Below are 12,594 nucleotides of genomic sequence, written 5' to 3' on the forward strand. Positions count from 1 at the left end.
GACTGGGAATTCGCCGAGAGTCCCTGGCGATGCTTCGACGGTGCGGCTCGCGTAGGTGGTTACTTGGCGGAACCTCTCGCACGGCTCTCGCTGCGGGGCCGGAGACATCGGGTAGGTACTACACAACGTCTCCGGCGTCCTCGCGAGAGCCGCACGGGAGAACCCGCGGCGGTGCCGGCTGCGGGGGTGGCCGGAGTTCGCCCCGCGGGGTGGCCGGAGTTCGCCCTGCGGTGGTGGTTGGAGTGCGGCCTGCGGGGGTGTTCGGGGCTCGGCTCCGTGTCGGGGCGGCCCGGCGATTTCGCGAGAAATCGACGGAGCCCGGACCGTGCCGCCCCACTGGCGCGGCGATTTCGTGGGAATTTGACGTCGTGGTCAGAACCAGCGCCGGGATACTGGTCTTCCGGAGACGCGAGAGTGGTGCCGAGGTGCTGCTCGGTCACATGGGCGGACCCATCTGGGAAAACCGCGACCAGGGGGCCTGGTCGGTGCCCAAGGGCGAGTACACCCCCGAGGAGTCGGCCTGGAAGGCAGCCAGGCGGGAGTTCCGCGAGGAGCTGGGGATGGATCCGCCCGCCGGGCGTTTCGAGTCGCTGGGCAGCGCGCGGCAGTCGGGTGGCAAGGTCGTCACGGTCTGGGCGGTGCCGGGCGAGATCGATCCGCGTTCGATGGTGCCCGGCACCTTCACGATGGAGTGGCCGAAGGGGTCGGGTCGGATCCGGGAGTTCCCGGAGCTCGACCGCGTAGCCTGGTTCGACATGGATCGGGCGAGTCGCCGGATCCTGCCCGCCCAGCGAGTGTTCCTCGAACGGCTCTCTGACCTGCTCGAAGCCGATCCGGGTGAGTGGGACTGACCGGCTGTCGAGAGCTTCGGGGCGCTGGCCGTCGCTGCTGGGACGGCCTCGAACTCAGGAGTCGTTCGGCCGCAGCGTCCAGTACACCGTCATCTCGCCGGTCGTGTTGTGCTCGTCGTCCCGGATGGTGCAGTGCACCGGGAACTCGGGCCGGGTCCCGCCGTCGAGTTCGGCGCGCACCTCGTCGATCTCACGGCCCAGTACCGCTTCGGCGGTCAGGTCGCCGAGCGCCAGCTTGCGGTAGGCGATCTCGGAGCGGGTCACGAGTGGCGTGGCGCGGTCCAGCAGCGGGGTGAACGCGGCGAGTGTCACCGCGCCCGAGGCGGTCTCGGCCAGCCCGAACATCACGGCGGCGTGCGGGCCGCCCACGTGGTTCCGCTGTTCCGCGACATCGCGCAACGAGCACACGACTCGCTGCCGCTCCAGCTCGGAGAACTCGATCCCCGCGGTGGAAACCCAGGGCACGGTCTTGTTCATCGCGTCGGCTACCCAGTCGAACTCGGAGGTCATACCGCGTGATGTTACTGTACGGTAGCTTTCTTGGGTAGTACCGGTTTGCGGCGCCACCCGCCGCGGTGCCGGTGGCACGGGCTCCCGCCGCACCACGGTGGTCGCGCCGCTGCCGCGCGTTTCCGGTGATCTTGGTGTACTGGATGGCCCACCCACCGTTGCGTGACGACGCGCGTGCCGGTGCTCGCCACCGCCAACGTCGGCATCCGACCGAGAATCGGGGACGAGATGAGCCTGCAGGAGCTCTACCTGGCCCTTTTCGCGGGCGGTGTGGTGCTGCTGGCAAGCATCATCGCCACCAGGTTCGCCGCCCGGATCGGGCTGCCCAGCCTGTTGCTGTTCCTGGTGCTGGGAATGCTTCTGGGGGAGGACGGGCTGGGCATCCAGCTCGACGATCCGCAGTTCGCCCAGAACCTCGGCACCGCCGCGTTGGCCGTCATCCTGGTAGAGGGCGGGCTGACCACCAAGTGGTCCGACGTGTCCAGAGTGCTCGCCCCTGCCGGTGTGCTGGCCACGCTCGGCGTCGGAATCAGTGCGGGAGTCACGGCGCTGGCGGCGAACCTGCTGCTGGGGCTCGACTGGCAGCTGGCGCTGCTGCTCGGCGCCATCGTGTCCTCCACCGACGCGGCGGCGGTGTTCTCGGTGCTGCGCGTACTGCCGATCCCCAGGCGCGCCGCCGGGCTGCTCGAGGCCGAGTCCGGTTTCAACGACGCGCCGACGGTGATCCTCGTCATGCTGCTCAGCTCCACCCCGTTGCTGATGGGGCCGTGGCACGTGGTGGGCTCGTTGCTCTACCAACTCGGGGCCGGCGCGCTGTTCGGGCTGCTGCTCGGGAGTATCGGGGCTCTCGTGCTGCCGCGGATAGCGCTGCCCGCCTCGGGGCTGTATCCGCTGGCCACATTCGGCCTGGGGGCGCTGGCGTTCGCCGCGGCGGGAGTGGCGCAGGCGAGTGGATTCATCGCCGCCTATCTCGCGGGCGTGGTGCTGGCCAACACCGGACTGCCGCACCGCTCGGCGACTCGCTCGTTCGCCGAGGGGCTCGGTTGGTTGGCTCAGATCGGACTGTTCGTGTTGCTGGGGCTGCTGGTCGATCCCAGCGAGCTCTACCACGAGGTGCTGTCCGCGCTCGTGATCGGATCCGTGCTGCTGCTGGTGGCGCGTCCGTTCGCGGTGGCGGGCTCGCTGTTGCCGTTCCGGGTTCCCTGGCGCGAGCACGCCTTCCTGTCCTGGGCGGGGTTGCGCGGAGCCGTTCCCATCGTGCTGGCCACCTTCCCGGTGGTCGCCGGGGTGCGGGGCAGTGATCGACTGGTCGACATCGTTTTCGTGCTGGTCGTCGTCTTCACCCTCGTGCAGGGGCCGAGCCTGCGTCCGGTGGCGCGACTGCTGGGGATCATCACCCCGGAAGGGGCCCGTGAGGTGCGGGTCGAGTCGGCACCGCTCGACGTGCTCGACGCGGAGCTGCTGACCGTCTCCGTCCCGGAGGGTTCGCGGCTGCACTACGTCACGGTCATGGAGCTGCAGCTGCCCGAACCGAGCGTGATCGCCCTGCTGATCCGCCGCGGCTCCGTGTTCGTGCCGCATCCCGAGAGCAGGATCGAGATCGGTGACCAGCTGCTGATCGTGACCACCAGCGCCAAGCGCGCGGCGACCGAGCGCAGGCTCCGTGCCGTGGGACGCCGGGGGCGGTTGGCCTACTGGTTCGGTGAGTACGGTGAACTCGCCTAGCAGCGAATGCTTTACACCTTCGGGTGAGCATCGGGCGTGCCCCACAAGCTTTCCTCGGGTTTTTCGGTACCGTATTTCCCGGTTTTCCTGGTCGTTGGGAAAACTGTCAACTCCGTGCGCACCGCGAAATCTCCGTGATGCGTGCGGCGGGAAGGCCGACGCTGTGAATCGATTCGTTCCTACCGCTGAGTAAGGGTTTCGTGTTGTGACAACAGTATTAAAGTCCCCGGTGTCCGGAGTGGATCGTGTTTCCGCGCCGGTTCGATGCGGATCTCCGCGCTATTCTCCGGAGTTCTCCGACTCCCGTCGCGAATGCGGTGGGCACGAGGGTTGGTTACCACCGTTGAGGCCCGGCCGTCAGTGAATTCCGGGAACGGCGAATTCCGTTCCCTAAGTACCCGTACCTACGGTTCCACGGATTGTTCCTCGGCGGTCGTGGGCCGATCGTTCTGGGCACTGTTCACCGCCACTTCACCGGAGTCGGGTGCCGAAGACCCAGGGCGTGCGCGGTGGACGGAAACCGTTCCCGCCGCTCGACAGCGGCGCGATCAGCAGGAGGAACGATGCAGCACCCGAGAACGGGGCGGCGCAGGTTCGCAGGCCTGTGCCTAGGTGCCGCCGTGGCGACATCCTTCGGTCTGGCCACGGCACTGCCCGCCCAGGCCGCGACGGGCGAGATCAGGAACGCCGATGCCGAGGCGGCCGTGGCAGGCGAGTACATCGTCGTCTTCGAGGACGCCGCGGCCACCGGGCCCGGCGGCGTGAGCGCGACGGCCACCGATCTCAGTCAACGTTACGGCGGTGAGATCCAGCGGACCTACGAAACCGCGTTGCGCGGCTACTCCGCCTCGATGAACGAGACGGCGGCCGAACGGCTGGCGGCGGACCCCAGCGTCAAGTACGTCGAGCAGAACCGCCGCGTGCACGCGCTCGGCACGCAGGACAACCCGCCCTCGTACGGCCTCGACCGGCTCGACCAGCGCGATCTGCCGCTGGACGACTCCTACACCTATCCCAACGGTGGTGAGGGAGTCACGGCCTACGTGATCGACACCGGTATCAGGACCAGCCACGAGACCTTCGGGGGCCGTGCCTCGAGCGGTTACGACTTCGTCGACGGTGACTCCGTGGCCAACGACTGTAACGGGCACGGCACGCACGTGGCGGGCACCGTCGGTGGTGCCGAGTACGGTGTCGCCAAGAACGTCGACCTGGTCGGCGTGCGCGTGCTCGACTGCCAGGGCAGCGGGTCCTACGCGGGTGTCATCGACGGCATCGACTGGGTCACCCAGAACGCCGACGGCCCCGCCGTCGCCAACATGAGCCTGGGCGGTTCCGCCAGCAGCGCTGTGGACGACGCGGTGAGCAGTTCCATCGCCGCTGGGGTCACCTACGGTATCGCCGCCGGGAATTCCTCGGCCGACGCCTGCGACTACTCGCCCGCCAGGGTCGAGGAGGCCATCACGGTCGGTGCCACCAACAGCCAGGACGCCGAGGCCAGCTACTCCAACTACGGTGACTGCCTGGACATCTACGCGCCCGGCAGCGATATCACCTCCGCCTGGATCGGCAGCGACACCGACACCAACACGATCAGCGGTACCTCCATGGCCACCCCGCACGTCGTCGGTGCCGCCGCGCTGCTGCTCGCCGACAGCCCCTCCGCGTCTCCGGCGGAGGTCCGCGACAGCATGGTGAACAACGCCAGCACCGGCAAGATCTCCGGTATCGGCGCCGGTTCGCCCAACAAGCTGCTCTACGTGGGTGAGAGCGACGGCGGCGACCCGCAGCCGCCGGAGAACAGCGCTCCCACCGCTTCGTTCACCGTGAACTGCTCCACGGCCGGTTGTGACTTCGACGCCACCGGCTCCAGTGACTCGGACGGTTCCGTGGTGGGTTACTCCTGGCAGTTCGGTGACGGTGCCACCGCGACCGGAAGCACCGTCGGCCACAGCTACGGCGGCGGCCAGTTCACCGCCACGCTGACCGTCACCGACAACGAGGGTGCCACCGGCTCGGCCACGCACCAGATCGATTGCTACGACTTCGGTACGGTGTACTGCTTCGCCTGAGCACCGGCCCTGTCGGGCACGACCGAAGGGGACCTCCCGCCGCTCCCAGGGCGGGAGGTCCCCCGTGTGTGCGGTAGGGATCGTCGTGAGATCCGGCCTCACTCCCGGGCTCGACCCGGTCTGGGATGCAGCGCCGCCGTCGATTTCTCGCGAAATTGAGGCCCCTGGGCGGCGTACCTACTCGATGTCGGGGGAGCCACAGCGAGAGCCCGCGAGAGGTTCCGCTATCCGAGTCCCGAAGCAGCCTGCTCAGGAGAACTCACAGTTACTCGGTCCGGACTTCGGTGCGGGAGGTTACTCCCAGCTTCCGAATCACCTTCGCCACGTGCTGCTCCACGGTTCGCGGCGACAGGAACAGCAGCGCGGCTATCTCCCGGTTCGTGTTGCCCAGCCCCACCAGTCTCGCCACGTCACGCTCCCGGGGCGAGAGCTCGGCACCGTACCCCCTGCGTCCCCGTCGCGACGACGGCGGTGGAACCCCGCTGTCGCGCAGCAGCTGCCTGCAGCGTGCGGCGTCCCTGCTCGCCCCCAGACGTTCGAACGAATCGATCACTTCGGACATTCGCGTCGCGGCGGAGTCGTCCCCGGACCGGAGTTGGTGGGCAACGACGCGCTCCCGTGCGAGGGCGGCACTGTACGGCTGCGGCAGCGCCGCATAGCCCGCCCGGGCCGTTTCCCACCACTCGGCCGCCCCGGCGAACCGTCCCGCGCTCTCGCAGTGGAACGCCCGTGCCGCCGCCGTGGCCGGAGCGATCAGCGGGCTCCGCCGGTTCGCGGTCGCCGCGGTGAACTCGTCGATCAGCTGTTCTGCCTCGGTGCCCCTGTCGAGTCGCGCGTAGGCAGCCACGGCGTTGGGCAGCAGCTCGTTCGCCCAGATCCAGATTCCCTTGCGCCGTACCACCCTTACCGCGTGATCCGCCGCGTTCACCGCCCCCGGCGGGTCCCCGCGCAGCAGCCGCAGCCGCACCCTGGTCGCCCCCGCCGCGATCACCACCGGAGTGAAGGAGTCGTCCGGGGTGTCCACTCCGGTCGCGGTGAGCCACCGTTCGGCGGCCTCCCAGTCTCCCCGCGTCACGGCGTCCATTCCCAGCACCAGCGCGAGCTCCACCGCCACCGGCCGCAGTTGTCCGTGGTCCCGCAGCAGCCGCTCCGCGTTCCCGACCAGCTCCTCCCATGCGCCGGTCATCCGGCGCAGCCGGATATCGGTGCTGCGCAGCGTGCTGTCCAGGTAGGGGCTGCCGCCCGCCGCGCGAGCCAGCCCCAACGCCTCGGTCAGGTGTTCGCGGGCCGCCGAGTACTCCCCCAACCACGTGTAGGCGTCGGCGACGTTGCCGTGGATCCGCGCGATGTGATGCCGCTCCGGACCCGCCCCGCCCGCGGGGGGCAGCCGTTCGAAGTGCCGCCACGCCGCCGAGCAGCCCCCGCCGAACATCCGGCTGGGCAGCACGTTGGCGAGCAACTCCGAGCGCACCGCCGTGCTGTCGGTCTCGTCGAGCACGATCTCCGCCCGATCGGTCCATTCCGAACACCGCTCGTACGGCGTGGTTCCCACGTGTGCCTGCGCCAGCGCCGCCATGCCCACCGCGGCCCGTTCCGGCAGCTCCCGCAGTTCCGCCACGGCGAGCTCCAGCTCACTCCGCGCCGTCGCCGGGCGGTCGCTCTGCCGCAGCAACAACAGCCCCAGGCTGAGACGCACCTCGCCCCGCGCGGTCGCGGAGAGCCGCTGGTCGGACAGCACTCGCCGCAACGCGGCCGGGACCGGGTGTTGCCCCAACCCGTCGAGCGCGGCCTGCCCGAAGCGCACCGCGAGCCGATCCACGTCGTCCGTCGACAGCGAGGGTTCCTCGAGCAGCGAGCACAGCAGCTCCGTGGCGGTGGCGATGTCGCCCGTCTCGATCGCGCGGTCGGCCGCTGCCGTTCCGTAGTGCAGCCAGTCCGCGACCCTGCCGCAGCCCATGCTGTGTTCGGCGAGCCGGATCAGCGGCGGTCGTTCCTGTTCGGACAGCAGCCGCAGGGCGCGCTCGTGCAGTTCGCGGCGTTCCGGGCCGGTGAGCGTGTCTTGCACGGCCTGGCGTGCCAGGCAGTGTCGGAATCCGTAACGGAGGTTGCCGTCCTCGTGCAGCACGTTGGCGCGCAGCGCCCACGCGATCCGGTGCGCCGCGTCGGGCACGCCCGCGATCCGTCCCAGCAGCCCTGCCTCGGCCGGAATTCCCAGTACCGCCGCCGCGTGCACCAGGCGCGTCACGGGCTCGGGGAGTGCGCCCAACCGCTCGGCCATCGCGTCACGCAGCAGCACCGGCACGTCGAGCTGTTCGAGCGTTTTCAGCTCTCCGGCCGAGTAGGGTCTTCGCTCGCGCTGCGCGCGCAGCGTCGGCAGCGTCTCGGCCACGACGAACGGGAGTCCGGCCGTCCGCTCGTGCAGCTCCCGCGCGAATCCCGCTTCGACGGACTCGGTTCCGAGCAGGTGCGCGGCCAGGGTGCCCACCTGCTCGATGTTCAGCGGACGCAGCGTCATCACCGCGCTGCACGCCCGCCGCGGATGTCGGTACGCCGTCCCCAGTGGGACGCCACCGGCCAGTTCCTCGCGGCGGTAGCTCAGCACGAGGGCCAGCTCGCCGGGCGGATCGGTGATCAGGAAACGCAGCAGTTCCCTGGTTCCCTCATCGGCCCAGTGCAGGTCCTCGACCACGAGGATCGCCGGAGTGCTCGCTTCGAGCAGCGCGTGCACGCCGCGGAACAACTGGTGTCGTTCCGCCGCGGTGTCACCGAGGAGCTCCGGGGTCGGGGGCAGGAACTCGCCCAGTTCGGGAAGCAGTCTGCGCAGCGCGCCGGTGACGGGATTGAGGTGTGCGGGGTCGGGGAACGGATCGAGGGTGCGCAGCGCGTCGATCACCGGACCGTAGGGGAAGGGGTCCTGGAGTGGCTGGCAGGCCCCGGTCAGGATGGTGCGCTCGATCTCGGGGCGCTCCAGTGATTCGCGGATCAGGCGTGTTTTGCCCACGCCCGCTTCCCCCTCCAGCAGCAGCACGGCAGGAGGGGAGAGCACCAGCTCCGTAACGGTGTCGAGCTCTTCTTCACGGCCCACCAGTACCGGTGGGACTCGGCTCGACACGGCGAACGATTCGGACGGACGAGTACTACTGAGCATGCGAACCCCTTCCGCGTGCGAGTGGCGTCGGGGTCGGATCAAGTGAAGTAACGGGAAGCGTATCCCTCTAAAGAGTGAAAAACGACGGCCTTAAGAGTGATCTTCGTTCCCGGTTTTGCCGAGGTTTCCGGTTGGCGAGAATCGGAAAACCGTGTGTCGCACACAGTGGTCACGCCGCGATCCGGAGGCGGGGAACTCCTCGTGCTCCCCGGATCACCTTCGGCATCAACCGCCCAGTGCGGCCGGGTTGGTCAACGCCGCCACTCCCACACCGATGGCGATCACCAGCACCACGTAGCCGAACCAGTGCCGGATCGTCTCCGCCCGCAGTCGCGCGGTCAGCCGCGCGGCCAGTGCCGAGACCAGCAGCGCGGTGATCGCGAACGCCAGCACCACCGGGTACTCGATCTCGTCGATGACACCGGAGTGCGCGGCCAACCCGGCCACCGAGTTGATCAGCACCACCAGCAGCGAGGTGGCCACGGCCCGCTGCGCGGCCAGTCCCAGCAGCAGGGTCAGGGCCGGAACCACCACGAAACCGCCGCCCACTCCGAACAGTCCGGTCAACACTCCGACACCCGCACCGCTGAGTAGCGATTTCGGCAGGCAGCTGCGCCACTCGACGCCACCGGTGTCGGTACGGCAGGAGCCGCTCGCGGCTTCCCCTCCCGTGAGCATCCGAACCGCGACCACCACCATGAGCACCGCGAACGACACCAGCAGCCAGCGGTCCGGAAGCAACCCGCCGAGCGCGGCACCCCCGAACGCGGCAGGAACCCCGGCCGCGCCGAACACCAGTGCCACCGGCCAGAGCACCTTCTCGCGCCGAGCCCGGGGCAGCAGCCCGCCGATCGCCGAGATCGCCACGATCAACAGCGATGCCGGTATGGCGATTCGCAGCGGCAGGCCGACGCCGTAGACCAACGCCGGAACCGCCAGGATCGAACCACCGGCGCCGAGCAGCCCCATCGCCAGCCCGATGATCACTCCGAACGCGATCGCCGCGATCATTCCGGTTCCCGCCACGTCGTGTGCCCGGGCGCGCGATCGTTCCTCGCGATGTCGTACCGGCACTCACGCATGCGGCGCGCCCGGCTCGGCGGCCGTGACGGCGGACAGCGCGGTGTCCGGATCCAGCGCGCTCCTCCGGTTGTGCGGCAGCATGCCCAGCAGTCGAGCCATCGCGCAGGTGTCACTGATCGCGGCGAACGTCAGCCCCGCGCCCACGAACCCCGCCAGCCACTTCAGCGGCCGGTAGGCGAGACTGCCCAACACGCCGGTCAGCACCAACGATCCCGCGACCAGTCGGACCTGCCGCTCCATCGGCCAGACCCCGTTGCCCCGGTTGACCTCGCCACCTTCCCGCTGCCATTCCTCGATTCCGCCCCGCAGCACGTGGCAGCCGTCCACTCCCGCCTGTTCCAGCAGTGTTCTGGCCTGCTCGGCACGAGCACCCGAGGCGCACACCAGCACCACCGGGTCGTCGTGCCCACTGTCGAGTTCGGCTCGCCGCTCGCGTAACAGCTCGATCGGAACGTTGTGCGAGCCCGGGATGTTGACCGAGTCGAACTCGCCGGGGGAGCGGACGTCGATCAGCCTGGTTCGGGGTTGGGTTCGCAGGTTCTCCCGCAGCTGTGCCGTGTGCAGGAGTTCGGGGGTTTCGCTCGACAATTGGTTCCCTTCCGTTGGTCGTGTTCTCCGGCGGAGCTCCGTCACCGGTCCCCGCACGGTGCCCTCCGCTCCGTTCCGGAGGAAGAGGGCGGAGACTTCGTCGGTCGTCAGGAGGAGGTGAGTTCGAGCCCCGCGTCCCCTGCCGCGTCGAACCTGTCGTCGACCAGCACCGCCGCGCGGCCGTCCGATTCCAGCAGCGAGGCCGCCGCGGTGGCGCGATAACCGCTGCCGCAGTGCACCCACACCGTGCCCTCGGGAACCTCACCCACCCGCTTCGGCAGTTCGTACAGCGGGATGTGCACCGCGCCGGTGACGTGGGAGTCGCGGAACTCGTTGTTGGTCCGCACGTCCAGCACCACGTCCGCGGGCGGCATCCCGTTGTGCTCGCCGGAGCGCGTGGCAGCGAGGTCGGCGAAGCTCGCCGTGGTGGTCTCGCGCAGCCGCGCCGGATCGGCGGCCAGCTCGGCGGGCTGGCCGCTCGCCGCCGCCGCGAACTTGTCGATGCCGATGCGGGCCAGCTCGCGCTGTGCCTCCGCGACCTGCTCGGGCGACTCGCCCAGCAGCGTGATCGGGGAACCCCAGTCGATCATCCAGCCCAGCCAGGTCACCATCGGCCCGTCCAGCCCCAGCCCGACCGTGCCCGCCAGGTGCGAGCGGACGTATGCCTTCCGCGAGCGCAGGTCCACCACCCACTCGCCGTGATCCAGCCGCCGAGCCAACTCGTCCGGGCTCGCCTCGGTGGGACGGCGCAGGTCCAGCGGTTCGGGACCGGCGATGTTCCGCACCCCCATGTGCGCGTAGTAGGCGGGGTAGGCGTCCAGCCCGGAGAGGATGGTCTCGAGGAACTCACCCTCGGACAGCGTCAGCGCGGGGTTGAACTCCCGCTCCTGTTCGATGGTGCTGGAGTCGCCCGACGCCTGGGTGGCCGAGCAGAAGCTGCCGAAGCCGTGCGTGGGCCATATCCGCGCCCCTTCCGGCAGCACGTCGGCCAGCTTCCGCGCCGAGGCGTGCTGGTACCGGGCGAGCTGTTCGCTGTGCTGCTCACCGAGCAGGTCGGTGCGGCCGGTGGTGCCGAACAGCAGCGAACCACCGGTGAAGGCGCCGAACGTGCCGGAGTCGTTCTCCAGCAGGTAGGACAGGTGGTGGAAGGTGTGCCCGGGGGTGGCCAGTGCCCGCACCCGCAGGTTCCCGGAGACCGCCACGACCTCCCCGTCGTGCAGCGGGCGGTGGTCGAACGGCGCCTCGTCGGCCGCCGCCACCCCGTACTCGGCCCCGGTGAGCCGGGCCAGCTCCAGCCCGCCGGACACGTAGTCGTTGTGGATGTGCGTCTCCAGCACGAGCCCGATCCGCACGTCGAGACGGCCCGCCAGCGCCAGGACCCGGTCCACATCGCGCTGCGGATCCACCACCACCGCCGTCTCGCCGTCGGTCGCCAGGTAGCTGCGGTCCCCCAGGGAAGAGGTGGCGATCACCTCGACGTGCGGTGTCTCCGACAGTCGTTGTTCCGGCGGTTGTGTCCTGTCTGTCATGGTTCGTGTCATCGCGCCGCACCTCCTTCGGTGTCCCGGCCGGATTCGATCCACGCGGCTGTGCCACCGGAAACCGAAACCGCGTCGACCCCCGCTTCGCGGAGGGCTCGGGCGGCCCGCAGGCTGCGGCCACCCGACTGGCAGACCACCCGTACGCCGTCCGGGAACTCACCGGGTGTCCGCAGCAGCTGTTCCAGCGGGACGTTGCGCGCTCCGGGGACGTGTCCCTGTGCGTACTCCTCAGGAGAGCGCACGTCGAGGACTTCCGCACCCGCGTCACGGGCGGTAGCCAGGTCCTCGACGGTCACTTCGATCGACTCTTCCGGCATGCTCACTCCTAATACCCCGGGGGGTATACAACGATTAAACGAGTCCTCCGGTGCTGTGATTCCGGAGTCCGGGGTTCTGCGGGCCGACTACCGGCGGGCTCCGCTGTCGGCGACTCCGAGATCACGGCGGTCGCGTCGCCGCGCGCGTCGACCCGCTACCCGCGCGGACACCGCTCGCTCACGCCAGCGCGAGGAACAGCCGTTCCAGCTCCTCCTCGGTCATGGGTGGTTCCTCGCCCTCCTCGCGGGCGGTCTGGCAGTGCCGCATGCCGCTGGAGACGATCTTGAAACCCGCCCGGTCCAGGGCGCGGGACACGGCGGCGAGCTGAGTGAGCACCTGAGCGCAGTCCTCGCCCTCCTCGATCGACTCGATAACTCCGGCGAGCTGGCCCTGTGCGCGGCGCAGGCGGGTGAGGGCGTCGCCCACGCGTTCCGGCTTCATCTCCACTATCGAACACCTCCCCGGGCGCGACTTCCCGGTTCGCGATTTCCTGACTCGTGACTCCCTGACTCGGTTCCCGAATGTACCCCCAGGGGTATCCGATTGTCAGGGAGGTGGGGAGTGACGCGGCGCACCCGGCTGGGAGTGGGCCGGGCTGTCGGCCGCGTGAGCAGGTGCGGGTGCGCTCGGACACGAGTTCGTGCCCCGGCGGCCGGGCTGCGGGCCGATCCGGGGCACGGGTTGGTGACGGCGTGTTAGCGGCGCCTGCTCGGTGAGGTGCTCCTCGGTGCCGGGGTGGTGCAGTGGGCCGCGGCACT

General features: G+C 69.6%; 10 protein-coding genes. 3 read left to right on the top strand and 7 right to left on the bottom strand.

The genetic code is table 11. The features are described 5' to 3' along the window. Positions 1-368 precede the first annotated feature (368 nt). Complete coding sequence (locus BM394_RS23245; RefSeq protein WP_245779973.1) at positions 369-851, top strand: NUDIX hydrolase; 483 nt, start codon at positions 369-371, stop codon at positions 849-851. A gap of 54 nt (positions 852-905) precedes the next feature. Here BM394_RS23245 and BM394_RS04760 read toward each other — a convergent pair whose 3' ends face one another. Continuing rightward, positions 906-1,361 (bottom strand): DUF4442 domain-containing protein, encoded by a 456-nt coding sequence (locus BM394_RS04760; RefSeq protein WP_092974342.1) that lies wholly within the window; start codon positions 1,359-1,361, stop codon positions 906-908. Between the two features lie 228 nt (positions 1,362-1,589). Here BM394_RS04760 and BM394_RS04765 point away from each other — a divergent pair, with 228 nt between their 5' ends. Next, complete coding sequence (locus BM394_RS04765) at positions 1,590-3,086, top strand: potassium/proton antiporter (RefSeq protein ID WP_092975060.1); 1,497 nt, start codon at positions 1,590-1,592, stop codon at positions 3,084-3,086. Positions 3,087-3,649: 563 nt separating this feature from the next. Continuing rightward, a complete protein-coding gene (locus BM394_RS04770) occupies positions 3,650-5,158 on the top strand; it encodes a S8 family serine peptidase (RefSeq protein ID WP_092974345.1) in 1,509 nt (502 codons plus the stop codon). A gap of 265 nt (positions 5,159-5,423) precedes the next feature. Here BM394_RS04770 and BM394_RS04775 read toward each other — a convergent pair whose 3' ends face one another. The 6 genes from BM394_RS04775 to BM394_RS04800 all read right to left on the bottom strand — a co-directional run bounded on the left by BM394_RS04775 (position 5,424) and on the right by BM394_RS04800 (position 12,283). Beyond that, a complete protein-coding gene (locus BM394_RS04775) occupies positions 5,424-8,306 on the bottom strand; it encodes a helix-turn-helix transcriptional regulator (protein WP_092974348.1) in 2,883 nt (960 codons plus the stop codon). A 225-nt stretch (positions 8,307-8,531) separates the two neighbouring features. Then, complete coding sequence (locus tag BM394_RS04780) at positions 8,532-9,317, bottom strand: sulfite exporter TauE/SafE family protein (protein ID WP_092975063.1); 786 nt, start codon at positions 9,315-9,317, stop codon at positions 8,532-8,534. 63 nt (positions 9,318-9,380) lie between these two features. After that, positions 9,381-9,977 (bottom strand): rhodanese-like domain-containing protein, encoded by a 597-nt coding sequence (locus BM394_RS04785; protein WP_245779976.1) that lies wholly within the window; start codon positions 9,975-9,977, stop codon positions 9,381-9,383. A 107-nt stretch (positions 9,978-10,084) separates the two neighbouring features. Next, positions 10,085-11,506, bottom strand: a complete 1,422-nt coding sequence (locus BM394_RS04790; protein WP_092974351.1) for a rhodanese-like domain-containing protein — start codon at positions 11,504-11,506, stop codon at positions 10,085-10,087. Positions 11,507-11,514: 8 nt separating this feature from the next. Then, positions 11,515-11,835: a rhodanese-like domain-containing protein gene (locus tag BM394_RS04795; protein WP_092974354.1), complete on the bottom strand. Its 321-nt coding sequence runs from the start codon at positions 11,833-11,835 to the stop codon at positions 11,515-11,517. A gap of 178 nt (positions 11,836-12,013) precedes the next feature. Beyond that, the gene (locus BM394_RS04800) at positions 12,014-12,283 is read right to left on the bottom strand and encodes a metal-sensitive transcriptional regulator (RefSeq protein ID WP_092927590.1); all 270 of its coding nucleotides are present in this window, start codon (positions 12,281-12,283) and stop codon (positions 12,014-12,016) included. Between the last annotated feature and the right edge of the window lie 311 nt (positions 12,284-12,594).

Source organism: Actinopolyspora lacussalsi subsp. righensis (genome assembly GCF_900116555.1).
Taxonomy (GTDB): domain Bacteria; phylum Actinomycetota; class Actinomycetes; order Mycobacteriales; family Pseudonocardiaceae; genus Actinopolyspora; species Actinopolyspora lacussalsi.